The organism is Moraxella sp. CTOTU48841 (genome assembly GCF_032061225.1).
Lineage (GTDB): Bacteria > Pseudomonadota > Gammaproteobacteria > Pseudomonadales > Moraxellaceae > Faucicola > Faucicola cinerea.
Map to the genome: position 1 here is coordinate 1 of NZ_DAMBFQ010000009.1, position 21,664 is coordinate 21,664.

Genomic DNA, 21,664 nt, shown 5'->3' on the forward strand with positions numbered 1-21,664 from the left:
TCGCTCTAGCCTTTGCTTATCATTGGCTGAAGCTTTGAATGTTCAACAGAACCTACTAATTGAGTCATTCGACCCTGAAGGATTGAACTATGAATTAGAAAGACAATTAAAAGAGATGGGTTATCAATACTATCTTGAAAAAAAAGCCAAATATAGAGAAAAAATTGAAAAAATTAAAAACGTTATCCAGGAGTATTTTTTCCCATCAATTCAAGAATATGAACACGAGACTTCCGATGATCTTTCAATAAATAAATTTGAATTTCGGTTTTTTGACGTACTTTTACCTAATCTAAAGCCTAGAACAAAATTTTATCGCTATGGTAGTTTACAATTATGTTTTTATCTAGCCAAAGATAAAACAATGACTTTAAGTGGACTATCGGGCATGAACGACACTTCAGAAATAAATTATGTTGAATCTTACCTAGGACTAACTCCTACGCCCAATCAGTTACATAGTATTAGCTATTTAGATAACTTAAACAGTAAATTTATCATGTCAGCATCACCTCTTGAAGATGATTTAAATCAATGGCGGTTATATGGAAATGATTCAACTGGGGTTTCTTTAGAGCTTGAAATGAAAAATTGTAATATAGATAACTTCTATGTTAAAGCTATCTCCTACGGTAAAAGATGGTCTAACAAAAGCTCAAATGGTGAAGTTATACACGAAAATAGACATTTTGAATTAGATATTTTAAGAGCTTTTCAAAATGCTATTTACAAATTATATAATTTCAACTTTGTATTTAAGTCTTTTGATATTTGGAAGCATTTTTTTAAATCATATGAATACGAAGTTGAACAGGAAATTAGAGTCTTATATATAAAAACTGATGAAGATAATAATGCGAAATTAGATTGGGTATTAACACACTCACATAATATCTTGAATCCAGTATTATTTTTTCAATACCAAAATCTACCATTTAAAATTAACAAGGTATTATTTGGCTCTAAAGCTCCAGAAGTTAATGTTAATATTCAGCAATTTGAATATTTAACTCAATCAAAAGGTATTAATATTACTTTCAGCAAATCACAAATTAAAAATTATAGATAAACTCACAACGTTAAAGGACAGAAAAATGGCACAGCAAGATTACGATAATGGTATGGCAGTCCGCAAACAAGTGATGGGCGATGCGCACGTTGAGCGCGCCATGTCACAAGTCACCGAATTTACCGCTCCGCTACAAGACTGGATCAATGAACATGCGTGGGGCTCGACGTGGCAACGTGACGGCAGTGATGGAAAAGGAATAGACCGTAAAACCCGCTCACTAATCACCCTCGCCTTTTTAATCGCGCAAAAATCCCCAACAGAACTAAAAGGGCATATTCGCGGGGCGATTAATAACGGCGCAAGCGTGGCAGAAATTCAAGAAGTGCTACTACATAGCCTACCTTACTGCGGCGCACCAGCGGCACAAGAAGCGTTTCGGGCAGCACTAGAAATACTCACCGAGCTTAACTTAATCACCCCTGCGTCGTGACTGACTGTTACCAGTTTTTAGCAAAAAAGCCCGTATAAAACCCGTATAAAAAAAGCCCCCATTTTAGCTCTGAGCGACATTTAAGCTCTGAGCAATGGAGGCTGATTGGAAATTACCTTAATCATAGGCGCAGACAGGTCTAGTCACCTATCGCACAGGCGCCCTTATTAGGCTTGCTTAATAAGGGTATTAATTAGGCTATTGGCGAATTGTCAGCTGCAGCGTATAGTTGGGTGTTTTACCTTTGCGCGCATCGTTACGAGTTTGCATCACTCTGACTTGGTAAGTGCCTGTATAAGGCAAGATATAATCACCATGACTATCTAAGTCACTTGAATATTCCCCCAAATTCGCCGAATCAGCTAAGCGATTATTAAACAAATAACTGTCAACATTGCCTGTGGTGACCGCTTTTAATCTTTGACCTTTTTTGGCATAAAAACTGTATTGGTCATAGCCATAGCCTTTGATTTTACCATGGTAAGTGGCACCTGACGCGCCTGCTTTAAATTTTACTGCCACAGCTCTAGCAGGTTTATCCGCCGCTGCCATGCTTGCAGTACTGGTGATAGTCAAACCTGCTATCAATGCAGCGGTCATCAATTGTTTCATAATGGTTTCCTATTATTTGTCGTGTCATTTATATGTTTATATGTTGCGCCCCTTACTTTTTCATAAGACGCAAATTAACAGCAATTTTACAAGGTGAACAAAGGGCTAGCACCCAGTTTTTAATTATGATATAACATTTTATTTTCCCCAAACGGTCAGCTTTGTATAAAATATGCATTTGTATAAAATATGCAATAGTGCGATATTTTTACGGTTGATTTAGGTAATAATTGTGAACCATTCTTTAAGACGTATCGACATTCCCACCACTGACCCCGAAGCAGGACTTAAAGTCACTGAGATTTTTTATTCGCTGCAAGGTGAAGCCTTGACCGCAGGATTGCCGACGATTTTTATTCGCTTGACGGGCTGCCCGCTGCGATGTGTGTATTGTGATACCGAATATGCCTTTGTCGGCGGCGAGCGCATGAGTTTGGCAGGGATTTTGGCAGTGTGTCAGAGTTTTCCGTGCCAGCGTATTTGTTTGACAGGTGGCGAACCTTTAGCCCAGCCCAATGCAATCGCTTTGATGAACTTGCTACTTTCGCATGGCTACGAGATTTCGCTTGAAACTTCGGGCGCGCTGTCCGTGGCAGAGGTGCCAACGGCAGTCTCTAAGGTCATGGATATCAAAACCCCAAGCTCTCAAGAAGCCGATAAAAATCTGTGGCAAAACCTCCCCTACTTAACTGCCCATGACCAAATCAAATTTGTCATTATGAATCGCGACGACTATGACTGGTCAAAACAAATCCTCGCAGACTACCAACTGGATAAAAAAGTCGCAACGGTGTGGTTTTCTCCGATGTTTAATGTGGAAGAACGTCAAGCCAATGTACCTACCCTTGCCACTGACTTGGCAGAATGGATACTTGCCGATGCGCTGCCGGTGCGTTTTCAACTACAACTGCATAAAATCATTTGGGCAGATGCCAAAGGCAAATAGCCGCTGCCAAATAGCCACTGTCAAATCGTTAGAACACAACTTAGGGAAATATCAAGCCAATGGGAAAAATGATTGTTTGGGGGCTGATTGCGTCGGCTTTTTTTAGCACGTCGTTTGTACTGTATCAATTGATGAGTGTACAAGGTGGACATTGGTTTTGGTCAGCAAGTTTTCGCTGTTTTTTTATGTGGCTGTTGTTATCGATTTTTATTTTGCTGCAAAACAAACTCAATCCGTCCAAGCTACTAGCGCTATGTAAACTATTTGCCAGTCATTGGCAGTTTTGGTGTGTAACGGGCGGCATTGGACTTGGCACATATGGACTGCTGGCCTTTGCGGCAGATTATGCACAAGGGTGGGTGATTGCCGCGACCTATTTATTCACTGTGGTGGCAAGCTTAGTGGTGTTGAGTTTTTTTGGGCAATCATTTCAAAAAAAAGTTATTGTCTATTCGGTGATTGTATTTATCGGTGTGGTACTTGCCAATGTGGGTGAAGGATTAAGGCATAGCACGAGCCAAGGCACTGATTGGCATGCTTTGTTGCTATTTGGTGCGCTACCTGCCTTTATTGCCAGTTTTTGTTTCCCCTTAGGTAATCAATTAATTTGGCAAGCGGGACAACCCAAAGGGGCCTCCACCCATCATACCCATGCAATAAGCAAGGCAGCGAGCAATGAAACGCGCAAAGTAACGAGCGAATTGGCAACGAGCAAATTGCTACAAAAAGTGCCGCAAGTAACTTCCCCACTGCTATCAAATCCCCTGCATAAAGTCTGGCTAATGTCGCTAGGGTCATTGCCGATGTGGTTGGTATTAGGCGTCATAGTACAACCGCCCGCGCCCAGTGTCTCACAAATGACCATTAGTTTTTTGGTTGCGTTGATGGCAGGTGTGCTCGGTACCACCACTTTTTTACATGCCCGTAGTCTTGCCAAACAGCCACAACAACTGGCCGCCGTCGATGCCACACAAGGCAGTGAAATTATTTTTGCGTTGTTAGGCGGTATGTTGCTGCTGCACACGCCCATGCCATCAGGCTTAAGTTTTGTGGGGATTGCGTTGGTGATTATTGGGCTTGTGCTGTTTGCCAAGCAACGCTAGCGGTAGTCCACGTTGTCATAGTTTGCTATAATGCAGGCACTTTTACATTAACCCTTTATTTAACCAATTAGGATTATTTGATGAATACTTTGACCGCTCTTTCACCTATTGATGGTCGCTATGCCAGTAAAGTGGATAGTTTACGTCCTTACCTGTCAGAATTTGGCTTGATTCATGCCCGTGTGACGGTGGAAGTGCGCTGGTTGCAGACCCTTGCCAATCATGCCGATATTCATGAAATTCAGCCTTTTTCGGCAGCGACCAATGAGCGCTTGGATGCGATTGTAGCCAATTTTAGCGAAGCAGACGCGATGCGTATCAAAGACATCGAACGCACCACCAACCATGATGTCAAAGCCGTTGAATACTTTTTAAAAGAAAAAATTGCCGATATCGATGCGCTAAAAGATGCAGGTGAATTTATCCATTTTGCCTGTACCTCTGAAGACATCAATAACTTATCACATGCGTTGATGTTAAAATCAGGTCGCGACGTACTGGCGCAATCGATGCAAAAAATCATTGATGAGATTGCCGCACTCGCGGAAACCCATGCCGACCAACCCATGCTGTCACGCACGCATGGGCAAACCGCGAGCCCAACGACTTTGGGTAAAGAAATGGCAAACGTGGCATACCGCCTGCATCGCCAACTCAAGCAATTTAATAACGTAGAGTTGCTAGGTAAAATCAATGGTGCAGTGGGCAACTACAACGCGCACCTATCAGCCTACCCACAAATTGACTGGGCAAAAAATGCCGAGCACTTTGTCACCAGTCTTGGGTTGACCTTTAATCCGTATACCACCCAAATTGAGCCACATGACTATATCGCCGAATTGTTTGACGCGCTGCGCCGTTACAATACCATTTTGATTGATTTTAACCGCGATATATGGACGTATATCTCTTTGGGTTATTTCAAACAAAAACTCAAAGATGGCGAAGTGGGCTCATCCACCATGCCACACAAAGTCAACCCAATTGACTTTGAAAACTCGGAAGGTAATCTAGGTATTGCCAATGCCGTGTTGGCGCATTTGGGTGAAAAACTGCCGATTTCTCGTATGCAGCGCGACTTGACTGACTCAACGGTCCTTCGCAATATGGGGGTAGGTTTTGCCCAAAGTTTGATTGCCTTTGACGCTTGCTTAAAAGGTATTGGCAAATTAGAGCTTAACGCCAATCGTCTCAATGAAGACCTAGAGCTTGCACAAGAAGTATTGGCAGAGCCGATCCAAACCGTGATGCGTCGCTACAATGTTGAAAAACCTTATGAGAAACTAAAAGCCTTGACCCGCGGTCAAGCCATGACTCGTGAGATGATGGTCAACTTTGTCAATGGTGATGAGCTGACAGCCGTACCAGAAACTGAGCGTCAACGTTTGGCTGATTTGACCCCTGCCACTTACACAGGTAATGCAGCACAGCAAGCCAAAAACTTGAAAAATTTATTAAAATAAGACTTTTTCATTTATCAAAAAGGACGCTTAGGCGTCCTTTTTTACACGATTTTTTTACATAAACTTTTTTTTAGATGAATTTATTGATTGAGCTTTGGGTTATTTTTTGGCATAGCCTTGTTGGTTAAGATAAGGCAGCACGTCGGGACGAACGGGTTTATCCAAATAATTTTCAATGGTTTGCACCCAATCTGCCCCTGCTTGACCACGCGCCGCATAATAATTTGCAACGGTTTGGTTATACTGGTCTAATGCGGATTTGTCGGCTGGCTCATATTGGTTGGTTGACACCACCAATGCCTTTGGCAAACGTGGACGCATGGCAGGGTTTTGGTCAGGATAACCCAATGCCATGCCAAATAGCGGCACCACGCCTTGTGGCAGTTTGAGTATGTCGCCCATCCGTTTGATATCATTGCGGATACTGCCCAAATACACACCACCCAATCCTATACTCTCAGCCGCTAGTAGCAGATTTTGCGCCATAATGGCTGCATCAACCGACCCAACAATGGTGACTTCAGTCCAATCAATTTGCGCATTGGGTACAAGCGTTTGGTGGCGGTGGTTGTCCATACAAAAAATTAGTAGCTCGGCACACTGCTCCACATAGGGATGACCGTATTTTTCCCCGTCTTTGGCTTGCTGGGCATCGGCACAAATACGGCGGATGTCATAGCGCTGCGTTGCATCTGTCACCCGAATGATGCTTGCCGACTGCAAAAATCCCGATGATGAGCCTGCCATCCCCGCTTCGATGAGCTGCTCAAACGTTGCTGCATCTATCGGCTGATTGGTGAATTTGCGAATCGAGCGATGATTGAGTATCGTCTCTAGGGTGGGTTTACTGTTACTATGCTCACTATGTGTTGTCATGATTTTCCTTGTTATGGTTTGTGTTGTTATAAGTTGGGTTATGGTTTGATTAGCCTTAGGGTTGGTATGTTTGAATCAGTTTTTGCGCTTGCACAATCACCGGGGTATCAACCATCTGTCCATCCATGGCAAATGCCCCGAGCCCTGTCTGTGAATAATGGTCAACCACTTTTTTGGCAAAGGCAAGCTGTGATTGGCTGGGTCTAGCCAGTGCATTGACAATGGCAACTTGGTTTGGATGAATACATAGCATCCCTGAAAAACCCAAATCGCGCCACCCGTTGACCCGCTGGGTCAGACCGTCATCGTCATTAAAAGGCGGGTATACGCATTCAATCGGTGGGGTGAGCGCATTGATGGCACTATGCAAGCTTAGCTGATAACGGATTTGGTTGGCAACCATCTGACCTGCCTCGCTGTCTGCGCGCACGCCCAATTTTTCACAGATATCCAAAAAGCCAAAACTGAGCGCTGTCAAGCCTGCTGCAGCGGCGATGTCGGGTATATTTGCCATGCCTTTGGGTGTCTCAATCAAGGCAATCATGGGTTTGGCGAGCGCATGACGGACGCGGTCTATCTCTATGGCGTGCTCGACTTTGGGTAGCACTACCCCAATCACGTTGTTCATTGCGGACGCTGGCAAAGATTTGAGCAAATCAATATCACCCGCTTGGTGGTTGCTACTTGCGGCATTGATACGCACCCAAACAGGCTGGGCATCAGCGCCGCTTAGATAATTGACCACATTGTCACGTGATTGCATTTTGACACTATCACTGACCGCATCTTCCAAGTCAATTATCACCGTATCTGCGCCACGGGCAAAGGCTTTTTCCACCCGCTCAATATTGATGGCGGGTACAAACAAATAACTGGTTGCGCTCAATCCCTTGGGTTTTGCTACATTGTTTTCGCTCATGCGACATCCTTTTTCGTCCATTTTTGGTGACATATTGCCCTTTTTGGCAAACAACTTATCAAACAGTTTATCAAACAGTTTATCCAGCAACAACGCCCTACCCAAAGTAAGGCGTTTTTTAGTTTATTTTAAAACCGTCAATTTGGCTTTTTCACTGCGGCTAAACAGTAAATTTAACACAATGGCGACTACTGTCGCAGTACCGATACCGCCCAAATTAAATTGTCCAATATGCAAGCTAAAATCTCCAGCCCCCATAATGATGGTCACCGCAGCAATGATTAAATTAGCATTTTTGCTAAAATCAATGTGATTATCCAGCCAAATTTTGACCCCTGCTACCGTGATAAGCCCAAACACCACGATAGAGGCACCGCCCAGTAACGGCGCTGGGATGGTATGGATAATCGCGCCAAATTTTGGTGACAGCCCCAGTAGCACAGCAATCAAGCCTGCCATCACAAAAACCGTGGTCGAGTATACTTTGGTCACTGCCATCACGCCGATATTTTCTGCATAGGTTGTCACCCCTGTACCGCCCATGCTCGATGACATCGCCGTACATAAACCATCGGCGAAAAACGCCCGTCCCATATAAGGCGATACCGCTTGTCCTGTCATGGCTTCCACCGCTTTGATATGTCCTAAATTTTCGGCGATTAAAATAAATGCAACCGGGGCAATCAAAATCATTGCATTGATATCAAACGTCGGATGATAAAAATTGGGTAATCCAACCCAAGCTGCTTGAGCAACTGGGGTAAAATCAATCGGCTTGCCATACCCAAGCACATTGGTGAGCACAAAATATGCTATATAAGCCAATACCAATCCAATCAGTAGCAACAAACGACGTAGCATACCGCGGCTAAACACAGCGACCGCACTGATACACAGCACCGTCATCAACGCAACCCAACTATCAAACTGGTTCCCCGACACGCCTTTGATAGTCACTGGCGCCAAATTTAGCCCGATAATCATCACAATCGCACCGGTTACCACAGGCGGCATGAGTTTCTCAATCCAGCCAACCCCTGTTTTCATCACCAGTAATCCGACCATGGCATAAAAAACCCCACAGACAAAAATACCACCCAGCGCCACGGATAAATTACCGTTAAAGCCTGAGCCTGTATAAGCCGTCGCGGTAATCACGGGCGCGATAAACGCAAAACTTGACCCTAAATAACTGGGTACTCGCCCACCCGTTAAAAAGAAAAACAGCACTGTACTGAGCCCCGCCATCAAAATCGCAAGGTTGGCATCAAATCCCATCAATAACGGCGCAAGCACCGTTGCCCCAAACATGGCAAACGCATGTTGCAGCCCAAGTAGCAGACTTTTATCGGCAGGTAAATACTCGTGGATACGCACAGGATGATGATCTAAATGCCCATCGTAAGGCTGCCATTTTGGGAACCAGCCGCTATCATTGCCGGTATTTTGATGGGTTGGTTGTCTTTGCGAATTTGCCATAATTTTGCTCTCATCTGTCAACTGCGCGAATTTTACACGTTATTTTTGTTTTGTCAAAAAACCCTGCGCTTTGAGCCAATCTTCTGCAGCAGCGACATACGGTTGACTGTAGTAATCGGCAAATTTTTGACGGTATGGCTTACGCTCACGCGCTTCATTAAACGCCAAAATGGTTTGTTCATAATCGGCGAGCATTTGTGGTAGCGCGTCAACTTGATACTGATTGTCAAAGTACACCGCAGATTTTGGTAAACGCGGTTTTAGGCGCATTTCCACACTAGGTTTGCCGATACATAAGCCAAAAATTGGATAGGTATATTTTGGTAGCTTAAGCAGTTCGATTAAGTCATTGGCAATCATACGTAAACCGCCAATCGGACAGGTGGCATAACCCAAACTCTCTGCCGCCACCGTGGCATTTTGCGCCGCCAATGCGGTATCGGTAGCCAGCGTAATCAATGTATCACTATCCTTAAACCCCTCAAAGCTGCCGTCATACGCTTCACTGCTCAAATAGGAGCGATAACCATCCATCACAAATACCAAAAATACACTACATTGGGCAATCTGTGGGTTGCGCGGTTGCAAATCGACGATTTTTTGACGTAACGCTTTATCACTGATGTTGATAATGCTGTAGTGCTGTCCGTTTTGCCAACTGGGCGCTTGCTGGGCGCATTTGATGATGTCGTTTAATTGCGAATCTGGCACGGTGGCACTACTGTCAAATTCTCGATACACCCGATGATTTTGTAAAAGTTCAATGGTTTGATTACTCACAGTTTGATTACTCGTAGCTTGGTTATTCATGGTTGCCCCGTTAAAAGTGATTTAAACATGACTTGATGATTGTTGATGTTGATACGGTTGATACGGTCGCCAAAGTAGCGCCACCCCAATAAGCAAAACAATAGCTGAGACGGGTAACAACGCAAGCCAAATATTTTTGCCTGTTGCAACTAGCGCAGTTAAGGGTCCGATAAGCTGCCCAAATGCAAAACTTGCGGTCATCAGCGCACTTAAATTGTATTTAGGGTAGTGCGTGACTTGGCTTGCTGCCACTTGCAGCCCTGCCATCGTCACCACCATAAAGGTGCCGCCCACCATCAGCGCTGACAACATCAAACCTGTCAATGACTGCCAAAGCGCAGGCAATAACGTACCAACCGCCATGATAATTTGCGACACTCGCCAAACGCTGAGCAAAGAAAAGTTGTTATAACGGCGCTGTAATCCCTGAGACAATACTACCGACAAAGCCGCCGCCAACCCAAAAAATGGCCAAATCAGCAAATAACTTTGCCCCGATAACCATTGCTTGGCGATTTGTGGCAAAAAAGTCGCAGGTAGAATATAGCCAAAGCCGAATAAACCATAGGCGGTTAACACATTCGCTAATTTTAGCTTGGCAGGTGTTATGCTAGCGGTAGGATTGGTATGGCTGGCTTTGGTATGAGCAGCTTTGCTAGTGTGGGCTTTGGCAGCGGCTATTGAGGCAGCAGCTGTTGAGGCAAACTGTGAGTTGATTTTCGCCAGCAAAAAGGTGACAAGCAGGGTGGCGAGCAGCGCAATCACGCCTAGATACTGCCATAATCGACTCGATAATGACTGAGCCGCGATAGTCGCCGTCGCTGATTGAAAAATAAAATAGCTACAAATCAATCCTGTGAGGGTGATGCCTATACCGACACCCGTATAAATCAAGCCACTGCTGGCTACCTGTCTTGATTTTAACCAATTGATTGCAAACGCACTGATAGATACCAGCACCCAAGCGCTTGCCACACCCGCCAAAAAGCGTAACACCAGTAACCAGCCAAAGCTGCTTAGCGAAGCCAGCCCAGTGGTAATCGTCACCAAGGTGAGACCCAACATGATAAAAAGCGGATGTCGCTTACTTTTAAGCAGTGACAATGCACCGACCAAATAGCCAATATAGTTGCTACTTGATAACCACGCCGTTTGCGCAAGATGCACCGTGCCTTCTTGTATCATCAAAGGCAAAATCGGTGTAAAGGCAAATCGCCCGATTCCCATTGCCACCGCAAGCGCAGTAATCGCTAGGATAAAGCAAAATATAATCTGCTGTCGGTCAGATTGTGACATTTTGCATTACCCCTTGATTTTATTGACACGGCTTTCAGCGTTTAAGCTTGCATTTTAAAGATTATTGAGCATACTTTGCAAGGTTTCCTTCACATTTTTGGACGACATATTAGCTTGGCTTAATATCAAAGCCTGATTAACCATTGACTTTTTGTCTGCTACCAAGGCATTCCAATTTGATAAACCTTGAATCAAACGCGACGCCAACAGTGGGTTACGTTTATCCAAATCTTGCATCATGCTCAAATACTGCTCAACGCCCTGCTGTGTCCAAATTTTGGTAGGCTGCGCGAGCAATCCGCCGAGCACCGCACGCACCCGATTTGGGGTATTGATGTCAAAGTCTTGGTGTGAGGTTAACGCAAAAATATCGGCAACGCTCGCCTGGCTGTCATTGGCTTGGACACCAAACCATAAATCCATCACCAATGCATCATGATGAAAGCGTTGGTAAAAATCGGCAAGCCATTCAGCTTTTTGCGGTAAACCATGCGCCACCGCCGCATTTAACGCGCCTAAACGCTCAGTCATACAAGACGCTTGTTGGTACTGGGTAATCGCCCAGTGTTTGGCATCACTCAGGCCTGCCAATAACGCCATATCCAGTACCACATTTCGCCACGCCCGCACGCCCATGGCTTCGGCTGTATCTTCATATGCGGTAATCGGCAGTTTGGCATACGCACTTTGCCAAATGTCTTTAAGCTGTGTTGCTACTGCTTTTTTGACCGCTTGATGACGGGCACGAACTTGGCTTGGGTCATAGTCGGTCTGAATCGCACTGCCCAGCTCTCGCTCGCTTGGCATATCTAATAACCGCGCCGCTAGCATAGGGTCGGTTTCTGATAGCGCTGGCAGACTGGCTTTTAATGCGGTGATATAGGCATCGGTATCGGCATTTTGCAATAAAATACGATTGACCAACAACTGTGCCGCTTGCCAACGGTTAAAGCCATTGGTCTCATACTGCATCAAAAACGCCAAATCATCATTGCTATACTCAAAATTGAGCTGAACAGGCGCGGAAAAATCACGAAGCAATGACACCACAGGGTCAAAATCCGCCTTAGCAAATAACCCATCAAATTCAAAGCTCTGGCTATCATCTTTTAACAATACCAAGTCTTCTTTCGCCAACTTACCCGTGGCACGGTTAAAAATCGCCATCTTAACAGGAATCGGCAAGGCTTTTGGTGCAGGATAGCCTGCCACTGGGCGCGTGTTTTGGCTTAGCGTCAAGATAAGCTTGTCAGCTGTTTTTTCAAAATACCCTGATAACGTCGGCGTGCCTGGCTGGGTATACCAATCGATAAATGTTTCAATACTTGGGTCTGCAACGCTCAGTGCAGATAACAAGTCTTCTACCGTGACCGCTTGCCCGTCATAACGGCGAAAATATTCGTCCGTGCCTTGGCGGAATTTTTCTTTGCCAAGCGTATTGGCAATCATGCGCACGATTTCTGCGCCTTTTTCATACACTGTGGCGGTGTAGAAATTGTTAATCTCAACAAAATGGTCAGGGCGTGGCGGGTGCGCCAATGGGCTAGCATCTTCAGGAAACTGCGCCGCTCGCAATGTTGCCACATCATCAATCCGCTGTACTGCAGGGGAATGCAGACTTTCGGAAAAAGACTGGTCACGAAATACGGTAAAGCCTTCTTTTAAGCACAGCTGAAACCAGTCACGGCAGGTGATACGGTTGCCCGTCCAGTTATGGAAGTATTCATGGGCAATCACCGCTTTGACATTAAAGTTACGGCGATCGGTGGTGGTCTCTGGGCTAGATAGTACGCAAGCGGTGTTAAAGATATTTAATCCCTTGTTTTCCATCGCGCCCATATTAAACTGGCTAACCGCCACAATCATATAGCGGTCAAGGTCATACGCCCGTCCGTAGTTGTCTTCATCCCATTTCATTGAGTCTTTTAATGCTTGCATGCCGACATGGCACTGCTCGATGTTCTCATGCTTGGCGTATAATTCAAGCAGCACCTCACGCCCTTCACTGGTGACATACTGATCAGTCAATACGTCCAAATCTGCCATCACGCAAGCGAATAGATAACTCGGTTTTTTGGTAGGGTCTTGCCACACCGCAAAATGACGGTCGCCCGCAAGCTCGCCTTGGTCAATTAAATTACCATTGGCAAGCAGCGTTGGGTAAGTTTTATCGGCTTCAATGCGTGTGGTAAAGGTAGCAAGCACATCGGGACGGTCTGGATAAAAGGTAATTTTACGAAACCCTTCTGGCTCACACTGGGTACAGAACATTTTGTCCGCCCCTTCCCCTGCTTGGTATAAGCCTTCAAGACTGGTATTGGTTTGCGGCACGATAGTGACGACGGTGGTAATCTGACAAGTGTCTGGCGCGTTAACAATCGTTAGGCTTTCTTGGTCCAGTTGGTAGTCGCTTTCGCTTAAAGTTTTGCCGTTTAAGGTAATTGATTCAAGTTGTAATTCTCGTCCAAAGAGTACCAAATCGCCTGCCGTGTTTCTTGTCATGTCAAGATTGGCGGTGACGGTTGCATGCTTTTTGTCAGTGCCGTCAAACAACTCAATGTTAAGGTCAATGTGATTGACGCTAAAGACTGGCGGCGTGTAGTCTTTTAGATAGATTTTTTGCGGTTGGTTACTATTTAATTGGTGACTATTTAAACTGGGGTCTGGTGTGGGTATATTAGTGGGTACATCGGGCATTTCAGTGTTTAATAGCTGTGGGTTTTCGGTTTGGTTGGTTTCGGTGACGTTGGTCATATATTTCTTTAGCTCGCAATGTGTTGTTAAAAATTATTCTCATTCAATGTAGCTATTATGCCATAATTAATGACGTTTTTTGGTCACAAACCATAATGACTTTGTTATTACATTTGCATGCTATTTTTTTTATTTGTATCGGATAAAATTTCAACTCTTTTTGACTCGTTTGTGGGTGACATGATGGATAATTTCGTAGGTAATTTATTTGATTTAGATTGGAAATTGATGGTAGTTCACATGTTTCAAATGGTGATAGCATTTGTATTGGTATTACCTGTCGGCTACAATCGTGAGAACAGTCGACAAAACATTGGGCTGCGCACTTTTCCACTTGTAAGCTTAGCAAGCTGTAGTTTTGCGCTGCTTGGGTTTGAAGTGCAAGGCGATGACCCGAGTGCGATGGGGCGCATCGTAAGCGGCGTGATAACGGGGATTGGCTTTATCGGCGGCGGGGCAATTCTCAAAAAAGATGGCATGATTGAAGGGACGTCGACAGCGGCTGCGATTTGGTCAGCGGGCTGTGTTGGCGTGGCAGTAGCGATGGGGCGGCTAGAGATTGCGGTATTGATTAGTGTGTTTATGGTAGGGATTTTTTATTTTGTTAGTCCGTTAAAACAAAAACTTAGCAAGGATAATGATGATGTTTAATGTAAAAGGTTGGATGATAGCTTAAACTTGCCCCAAGAAAAGCTGTTACTTTTCTTGGGGTAAAACCGCTAATTTAATACCCATCGTCCACAATTATTGCAACACAAACTCTCTTAGGCTTACCACTTTATCGCGCACTTTTGCCGCTTCCTCAAACTTCAAATCACGTGACAAGGCTTTCATTTCTTTTTCTAATCGTGCAATCTCTTTGGCAAGCAAATCAGGCGAACGCAAAATCGAAATATCCACATCGGGGAACGCATGGGTGACTGCAATCGCTTGGTTATCATTCGGGGCTTCTGCCTCGCCGGTGTCGATTTTATCGGTAATCTGACGACGAGCGGATGTCGGCGTGATACCATGTTCCTGGTTATATGCCATCTGTTTGGCACGGCGACGCTCGGTTTCTTCAATCGCCTTTTGCATACTTGGGGTAATGCTGTCAGCGTACAAAATCGCCTTACCATTCACATGGCGCGCGGCACGACCGATGGTCTGAATGAGCGAACGCTCCGAGCGTAAAAAGCCTTCTTTATCCGCATCAAAAATCGCCACCAAGCTCACCTCAGGCATATCCAAACCTTCACGCAACAGATTAATACCAACCAGCACATCATGCACGCCTGTGCGCAGTTCATGGATGATTTTCATGCGCTCCACCGTGTCGATATCCGAGTGCAAATAAGCAACTTTGATATTGTACTCTTTTAGATAACTGGTCAAATCTTCTGCCATGCGTTTGGTGAGCGTGGTAATCAGCACTCGCTCATCTTTGGCTTTACGAATGTTGATTTCTGATAGCACATCATCAACTTGGGTTAAGACAGGGCGAATCTCCAGCTGAGGATCAACTAGACCTGTCGGACGTACCACTTGCTCAACGACCTGCTCGCTATGCTCAAGCTCGTATTGGGCAGGGGTCGCCGAAACAAAAATGGTCGCAGGAGTAATACGCTCCCATTCTTCAAACATCAGCGGGCGGTTATCCATCGCAGATGGCAAGCGAAAGCCATAATTGACCAAGGTTTCTTTACGACTTCTATCGCCTTTGTACATCGCGCCGACTTGTGGCACGGTTACATGGCTTTCATCAATAAATAACAAGGCATCGGGCGGAATATAATCAAACAACGTCGGCGGTGCTTCACCCGCAGGACGTCCCGATAAATGGCGCGAATAGTTCTCAATGCCGTTACAGTAGCCAAGCTGTTGAATCATTTCCAAATCATAAGTGGTGCGTTCTTTGATACGCTGGGCTTCAATCAGTTTGTCATGCGCTCGAAAATACTCAAGGCGTTGTTCAAGCTCGGCTTTGATAGTGCCACTGGCTCTTTCTAGCTTGTCTCGTGGGGTAACGTAGTGAGATTTTGGATAGATGGTAATGCGTGGCACACTGCGCACGTTCTTACCTGTCAACGGGTCAAACCAAGTGATTTTTTCCACTTCATCATCAAACATACTGATACGCACCGCAAGCTGTTCAGACTCAGCCGGGTAAATATCCAGCACTTCGCCACGCAAGCGGTAAGTACCTCGCCCAAAGTCAAGCTCGTTACGCGTATATTGCAGCTCCACCAAGCGTTTGAGCATGGCAGTGCGGTCGATTTTGTCACCCACTACGATGTGAAGGAGCATTTTTAGGTAGCTTTCTGGGTCACCGAGACCATAGATACAAGATACCGATGCAATGATAATGGCGTCACGACGTTCGAGTAGCGCACGCGTGGCGGACAGTCGCATTTGGTCGATATGGTCGTTAATGGCGCTGTCTTTTTCGATAAAGGTATCGCTAGCAGGCACATATGCTTCAGGCTGATAATAGTCGTAATAACTGACAAAATACTCCACAGCATTGTGGGGAAAGAATGCCTTAAACTCGCCATATAGCTGAGCGGCAAGGGTCTTGTTGTGTGCCATGATAATGGTGGGACGCTGGCATTGGGCAATCACTTTTGCCATGGTGTAGGTTTTACCTGAGCCTGTCACCCCTAAGAGCAGCTGACCGTGCATGCCTTTGTCGACACCGTCAACCAATTTGGCAATCGCTTGCGGTTGGTCGCCTGAGGGTTCAAATTCGGTCACCATTTCAAAGGGTTTACTTGAGATTTGGGTGCCACTGGCATTGACACCGGTGATTTGGGCATCATCTTGGATTTGGCGGGCAAGTTGGCTAAGTTCACGTTCGGAGCGGGAAGATTGAGGTGGTCGCATTTTATTGTCTTTATAGTAGTCACAGATGGGTAAATAATGGGGTTGATGGGTGAGAAGTTAAAGCAGAATAACGCGAAATATTGTATCAGTGACTAGTTGTATAGAAAAAGACCACCCATTAACAAACCAGCCATCATTAAATTTGTTAAAATTACCCCATTAGCCTATTCCAGTTAGGCATTTAAAAGCATTAGGTTAATTTGGCAAAATCCCTTATAATATCCCCTGACTTTTTCCACTGTAGCGGCAATGACTTGTATGAGTCATTTTGCTATTAGTCATATTAATCATTTTTTCGTTAATCATTTTGCAAACTTGCTCGTGCTGTATCGCAGTCCGTGACTTTCTATTTTTGCTTTGTTCTCGTTTTAAAAATGTAAAATAGAGATAGGTTTGCAAAGCGATTAATTTTCTATCACCCTTGATGTAATGAGAAAATTAAATGCGTGAATATCAACTATTTACCTCTGAATCCGTCAGTGAAGGTCACCCAGACAAACTCGCTGACCAAATCTCTGATGCTATCCTTGACGCCATCCTTGAGCAAGACATCCATGCGCGTGTGGCGTGCGAAACCTTGACCAAAACAGGCGGCGTGGTGCTGGCGGGTGAAATCTCTACCACCGCCAATGTTGATTTTGAAAAAATCGTGCGTGATACCGTCCTGCGCGTTGGCTACAACAGCTCAGAATTGGGCTTTGATGGCGCCACCTGCGCGGTTATCAATATGCTTGGCAAACAATCTCCCGAAATCGCCCAAGGCGTTGACCGCTCGCGCCCTGAAGAGCAAGGTGCCGGTGACCAAGGTTTGATGTTTGGTTATGCCACCCATGAGACGGATGTGTTGATGCCTGCCCCCATTCAGTTTTCCCATCGTTTGATGGAAAAGCAAGCTCAATTGCGTAAAGACGGCACATTAGCGTGGCTGCGTCCCGATGCCAAAGCGCAAGTCACCGTACGCTATGATGGCGACAAACCTGCGTTTATTGATGCGCTAGTACTATCCACCCAACACGATCCCAGTATCTCGCAAAAAGACTTGCATGAAGCGGTGGTGGAAGAAATCATCAAGCCTGTCATTCCAGCTGCGATGCTGCACAAGGACACGAAGTATCATATCAACCCAACGGGGTTATTTGTGATTGGTGGTCCTGTGGGGGATGCAGGTTTGACGGGTCGTAAAATCATCGTAGACACGTATGGCGGTATGGCGCGTCACGGCGGCGGTGCGTTCTCAGGCAAAGACCCATCAAAAGTTGACCGCAGTGCAGCCTACGCAGGGCGTTATGTTGCCAAAAATATCGTAGCGGCAGGACTGGCGGAGCGCTGTGAAATTCAAGTAAGTTATGCCATTGGGGTGGCAGAGCCAACCTCTATTTCTGTCAACACTTTTGGCACGGGCAAAATCAGCGATGACAAGATTGTCGACTTTATTCGTCAGCATTTTGATTTACGTCCGTATGGCATCACGCGTATGCTTAACCTACTTCAGCCCATGTATGAGCAAACGGCGAGCTATGGTCACTTTGGTCGCCAAGGTACTGAAACCGCTTTTACTTGGGAGCGTACTGACCGCGCAGCACTACTTAGAGCAGACGCGGGTTTATAATTTTATTGACGAAATACAAGATTTGTAGGGTGCGTTTTACGCACCTTTTTAACGTTTTATTGATGGTAGAAAATTGTAGAGAAAAGTTATGAGCGAAAACACCAACCAAATCACCGAAGAAATGAATGCGTTTTATGAGCGCGCTGATGAGTTTATCCAGCTTGCCAATACCCTTCGCACCGATGATATACACGCAGGTAAAATCAATGCCTCCATGCTGTATGCGGTCGCGCGTTTTAGCGCATGGACAGCCGCCACTGGCTTTGTCAAAGGCGCTGATTATGCCAAAGAAAAGCAAGATATTATCGAACATTTCACCAAGAATTTTGAGCGTATGCTGTCGGATAATATTGATGATTATGCCGAAAACTTCCAAAAATATATGCAAATTGGCAATTGATTGCAGTCCAACAACATGAGCATTTCATTAAAAAAGCGTATTGAATTGTCATACGCTTTTTTTATTGCAGCGCTTATCATCTACACCCGCAATTATTTGAACAATTAATTATTTAAACAATCGATAAAACAACCAACCTATTATCAGGATGACCAAGATAATCACACTCACGCGTTTCACCCATCTTGGCAATAACGGTAGGGTGATATTTTCCTGTTTAAGATGATTATCTAATCCTTGTGTCAATGTGCTAAAGCCTTGCTCTTTAGTCTCTGCTGATGGCGCAGTATGGGCTGTAGACGGCGTTTGGGTTTTTGCTGCTAACGCTTGATTTTCATACGCATCAATTTGTTGTTTTGCCTCATCTAAGCTAATCCCCTGCTCTTGTGCGTGGGTTTTGATGGCGATGACGTAGTTTTTTTTATCGACCAGTTGTTTGATATGACTCGGTAACGTTGATTGTGCCATAAGTAATTCCTCAAATCTTAACCTGTATATGATGCCTAGTTTGTTAAACTTATTTTAGAAGAATGTAGCAACGGACACCTGTTTATTGTAAATAAATGTAAATAAACGATCGACATTTTGAGCAAAATATTCACGTTTTAAAAGTTATAGCGACTAATTATGTAAAAATAGAAGTTTACTATTCATTTTTCACATACTGTTATTTTTACTTAACTTATTTTTTAAAAATAACGTACTGACAGCTAGTTTTTTTGTGCGTATACTTGTGGGTATACTAAGGCAAAGCAGCAAATAACCTGCCCTAAACCTAAAGCAGGGCTGATTAACCCTAACTTTGCTATTTTCCCCTTCAATCATGTAAAAAGGAAGCAACATGGCACCTATCTCTGCAGGTCGCAAATTCCGTGACGCCATTGAGTCTGAAAAAGCCGAAGGTCGTCCCCTTCAAATCGTTGGCACTATCAATGCCTACACTGCCATGATGGCAAGTCAGGTCGGTCATAAAGCAATTTATCTCTCAGGTGGCGGTGTTGCCAATGCCTCATTTGGTTTGCCTGACCTTGGTATGACGAGCCTTAACGATGTATTAACCGATGCCACCCGTATCACCAATGCGGTTGACACGCCATTATTGGTTGACATCGACACAGGTTGGGGCGGCGCATTTAACATCGCCCAAACCATTAAACAAATGGAAAAAGCAGGCGTTGCCGCGGTCCATATCGAAGACCAAGTGGCGCAAAAACGCTGTGGTCATCGCCCCAACAAAGAAATCGTCTCAACCAGCGAGATGGTTGACCGCCTAAAAGCTGCGCTGGATGCCAAAGTTGACCCAGATTTTGTGGTGATGGCACGAACCGATGCACTATCAGTGGAAGGTTTGGATGCTGCGGTTGAACGTGCGGTGGCGTTTCAAGAAGCAGGCGCAGACATGATTTTTGCTGAAGCATTGACCGATATCGCCATGTACCGCAAATTTACCGACGTGTTAGACATTCCCGTGCTTGCCAATATGACTGAGTTTGGGCAAACCGACCTTTACAGCACCAAAGAACTGTTTGACGTGGGTGTTGATATGGTACTGTATCCGTTATCTGCGTTTCGTGCGATGAACAAAGCCGCCCTCAATGTCTACCAAGCCTTAAAAGATGAAGGCGTACAAACCTCCGTGGTCGACACCATGCAAACCCGTATGGAACTATATGATTTCTTAAACTACCATTCATACGAGCAAAAATTGGACGCCTTATTTAAATCAAAAAAATAATTGGCGAACTATGCTCAACACTTAATGCCAAACACTTAAGGCTAAACACTGAATGCCAAACACTTAATAAAGCTAAAAAGGAGTTTTACCATGTCAAAAGACACCCCAGTGACAGATGCGACTGACAACAAGCCAAAACCTAAAAAAAGCGTTGCCCTATCAGGGGTACCCGCCGGTAACACTGCTCTATGTACCGTAGGTCGTACAGGCAATGACTTAAGCTATCGTGGTTATGACATTTTGGATTTGGCAAAAGACAGCGAGTTTGAAGAAGTGGCGCACCTACTGATTCATGGTCATTTGCCAAACCGTCATGAGCTAGCGGCGTACAAGAAAAAACTCAAAACCCTGCGTAACTTACCCGTCAATGTATTGGCTGTGCTTGAAGCCTTGCCTGCCCACGCCCACCCGATGGATGTGATGCGTACCGGCGTATCGGCACTGGGCTGCACCTTGCCCGAGCGTGAAAGCCAACCTACCTCAGAAGCCCGTGATATCGCCGACAAGCTTATCGCCTCATTAGGCTCAATGCTACTGTACTGGTACCACTACAGCCACAATGGCAAAGTAATCAACCTTGAGAGCGACCAAGACAGCATTGGCGGTCACTTCCTTGAGCTACTACAGGGTGAAGCCCCCAGTGAATCGCATATCAAAGCCATGCACATCTCACTCATCTTATACGCTGAGCATGAGTTCAATGCATCAACCTTCACCAGCCGTGTGATCACGGGGACTGGCTCGGATATGTACTCAGCCATTAGCGGCGCAATCGGTGCGTTAAAAGGTCCAAAACATGGCGGCGCCAATGAAGTGGCGTATGACATCCAAAAACGCTATCGCAATGCCGATGATGCAGAAAAAGACATCCTTGAGCGTCTTGAGAAAAAAGAAGTTATCATTGGCTTTGGTCACCCTGTGTATACCGTGAGCGACCCACGCAACGTGGTCATCAAAGAAGTGGCTCGCAACTTATCCAAGGAAACGGGTGACATGACCTTATTTGATGTGGCAGAACGCCTAGAAACCGTGATGTGGGACAACAAAAAAATGTTCCCAAATCTCGACTGGTTCTCAGCGGTCAGCTACCACAAAATGGGCGTGCCGACGGCGATGTTTACCCCACTGTTTGTGATTGCGCGTACCGCAGGTTGGTCAGCGCATGTGCTTGAACAACGTGCTGATGGCAAAATCATCCGTCCATCTGCCAACTACACAGGCCCTGATGACCAAAAATTTGTACCGCTGGATGAGCGTCAATAATTAGCGTTTTAATCGTATAAAAAGCCTTTCAGGTC

At 45.2% G+C, this 21,664-nt stretch carries 19 protein-coding genes; 10 read left to right on the forward strand and 9 right to left on the reverse strand.

The annotated features are described in order from the left end of the window. Together RT034_RS08825 and RT034_RS08830 are read left to right on the forward strand one after the other, a co-directional pair. Positions 1 to 1,069: DUF2971 domain-containing protein (locus tag RT034_RS08825; protein WP_313016026.1), on the forward strand; the 1,069-nt coding region annotated here is incomplete at its 5' end. Positions 1,070 to 1,094: 25 nt separating this feature from the next. Then, entirely contained in the window at positions 1,095 to 1,502 is a 408-nt protein-coding gene (locus RT034_RS08830) for a carboxymuconolactone decarboxylase family protein (protein WP_313016027.1), read from the forward strand. Positions 1,503 to 1,700: 198 nt separating this feature from the next. Here the strand turns inward: RT034_RS08830 and RT034_RS08835 are convergent, their stop codons facing one another. Next, positions 1,701 to 2,114, reverse strand: coding sequence for a PPC domain-containing protein (locus tag RT034_RS08835; protein ID WP_313016028.1), 414 nt, complete (start codon positions 2,112 to 2,114; stop codon positions 1,701 to 1,703). A 232-nt stretch (positions 2,115 to 2,346) separates the two neighbouring features. On the opposite strand from RT034_RS08835, the gene queE reads away from it, so the two are divergent. The 3 genes from queE to purB all read left to right on the forward strand — a co-directional run bounded on the left by queE (position 2,347) and on the right by purB (position 5,626). Further along, on the forward strand, positions 2,347 to 3,060 hold the full coding sequence (gene queE / locus RT034_RS08840; protein ID WP_313016029.1) for a 7-carboxy-7-deazaguanine synthase QueE: 714 nt from the start codon (positions 2,347 to 2,349) through the stop codon (positions 3,058 to 3,060). Positions 3,061 to 3,119: 59 nt separating this feature from the next. Further along, positions 3,120 to 4,163, forward strand: coding sequence for a multidrug resistance efflux transporter family protein (locus tag RT034_RS08845; RefSeq protein WP_313016030.1), 1,044 nt, complete (start codon positions 3,120 to 3,122; stop codon positions 4,161 to 4,163). Positions 4,164 to 4,243: 80 nt separating this feature from the next. Then, positions 4,244 to 5,626 (forward strand): adenylosuccinate lyase, encoded by a 1,383-nt coding sequence (gene purB, locus RT034_RS08850; RefSeq protein ID WP_313016031.1) that lies wholly within the window; start codon positions 4,244 to 4,246, stop codon positions 5,624 to 5,626. 99 nt (positions 5,627 to 5,725) lie between these two features. Here the strand turns inward: purB and nfsA are convergent, their stop codons facing one another. The 6 genes from nfsA to pepN all read right to left on the reverse strand — a co-directional run bounded on the left by nfsA (position 5,726) and on the right by pepN (position 13,760). Then, positions 5,726 to 6,502 carry an oxygen-insensitive NADPH nitroreductase gene (nfsA, locus tag RT034_RS08855; protein ID WP_313016032.1) on the reverse strand — a complete coding sequence of 259 codons (777 nt, stop codon included), beginning with the start codon at positions 6,500 to 6,502 and terminating at the stop codon, positions 5,726 to 5,728. Between the two features lie 55 nt (positions 6,503 to 6,557). Further along, complete coding sequence (locus tag RT034_RS08860) at positions 6,558 to 7,421, reverse strand: HpcH/HpaI aldolase/citrate lyase family protein (protein WP_313016033.1); 864 nt, start codon at positions 7,419 to 7,421, stop codon at positions 6,558 to 6,560. 123 nt (positions 7,422 to 7,544) lie between these two features. Then, entirely contained in the window at positions 7,545 to 8,900 is a 1,356-nt protein-coding gene (locus RT034_RS08865) for a solute carrier family 23 protein (RefSeq protein WP_313016034.1), read from the reverse strand. A gap of 39 nt (positions 8,901 to 8,939) precedes the next feature. Beyond that, on the reverse strand, positions 8,940 to 9,710 hold the full coding sequence (locus RT034_RS08870; protein ID WP_313016035.1) for a nitroreductase family protein: 771 nt from the start codon (positions 9,708 to 9,710) through the stop codon (positions 8,940 to 8,942). A 21-nt stretch (positions 9,711 to 9,731) separates the two neighbouring features. Beyond that, positions 9,732 to 11,006, reverse strand: coding sequence for a YbfB/YjiJ family MFS transporter (locus RT034_RS08875; RefSeq protein ID WP_313016036.1), 1,275 nt, complete (start codon positions 11,004 to 11,006; stop codon positions 9,732 to 9,734). A gap of 54 nt (positions 11,007 to 11,060) precedes the next feature. Next, positions 11,061 to 13,760, reverse strand: a complete 2,700-nt coding sequence (pepN, locus tag RT034_RS08880) for an aminopeptidase N (RefSeq protein WP_409566352.1) — start codon at positions 13,758 to 13,760, stop codon at positions 11,061 to 11,063. A 240-nt stretch (positions 13,761 to 14,000) separates the two neighbouring features. Here pepN and RT034_RS08885 point away from each other — a divergent pair, with 240 nt between their 5' ends. After that, the gene (locus tag RT034_RS08885; protein ID WP_313016037.1) at positions 14,001 to 14,411 is read left to right on the forward strand and encodes an MgtC/SapB family protein; all 411 of its coding nucleotides are present in this window, start codon (positions 14,001 to 14,003) and stop codon (positions 14,409 to 14,411) included. A gap of 93 nt (positions 14,412 to 14,504) precedes the next feature. Here RT034_RS08885 and uvrB read toward each other — a convergent pair whose 3' ends face one another. Then, positions 14,505 to 16,622: an excinuclease ABC subunit UvrB gene (gene uvrB / locus RT034_RS08890; RefSeq protein WP_313016038.1), complete on the reverse strand. Its 2,118-nt coding sequence runs from the start codon at positions 16,620 to 16,622 to the stop codon at positions 14,505 to 14,507. Between the two features lie 442 nt (positions 16,623 to 17,064). On the opposite strand from uvrB, the gene metK reads away from it, so the two are divergent. After that, a complete protein-coding gene (gene metK, locus RT034_RS08895; protein WP_313016039.1) occupies positions 17,065 to 18,231 on the forward strand; it encodes a methionine adenosyltransferase in 1,167 nt (388 codons plus the stop codon). 88 nt (positions 18,232 to 18,319) lie between these two features. Next, positions 18,320 to 18,631 (forward strand): DUF3144 domain-containing protein, encoded by a 312-nt coding sequence (locus RT034_RS08900; protein WP_065263831.1) that lies wholly within the window; start codon positions 18,320 to 18,322, stop codon positions 18,629 to 18,631. 108 nt (positions 18,632 to 18,739) lie between these two features. Here the strand turns inward: RT034_RS08900 and RT034_RS08905 are convergent, their stop codons facing one another. After that, positions 18,740 to 19,099: a hypothetical protein gene (locus RT034_RS08905; protein ID WP_313016040.1), complete on the reverse strand. Its 360-nt coding sequence runs from the start codon at positions 19,097 to 19,099 to the stop codon at positions 18,740 to 18,742. A gap of 373 nt (positions 19,100 to 19,472) precedes the next feature. Here RT034_RS08905 and prpB point away from each other — a divergent pair, with 373 nt between their 5' ends. Beyond that, the gene (prpB, locus tag RT034_RS08910) at positions 19,473 to 20,366 is read left to right on the forward strand and encodes a methylisocitrate lyase (RefSeq protein ID WP_036598327.1); all 894 of its coding nucleotides are present in this window, start codon (positions 19,473 to 19,475) and stop codon (positions 20,364 to 20,366) included. A 90-nt stretch (positions 20,367 to 20,456) separates the two neighbouring features. Further along, positions 20,457 to 21,629: a bifunctional 2-methylcitrate synthase/citrate synthase gene (prpC, locus tag RT034_RS08915; RefSeq protein ID WP_313016041.1), complete on the forward strand. Its 1,173-nt coding sequence runs from the start codon at positions 20,457 to 20,459 to the stop codon at positions 21,627 to 21,629. The last annotated feature ends 35 nt before the right edge of the window (positions 21,630 to 21,664 follow it).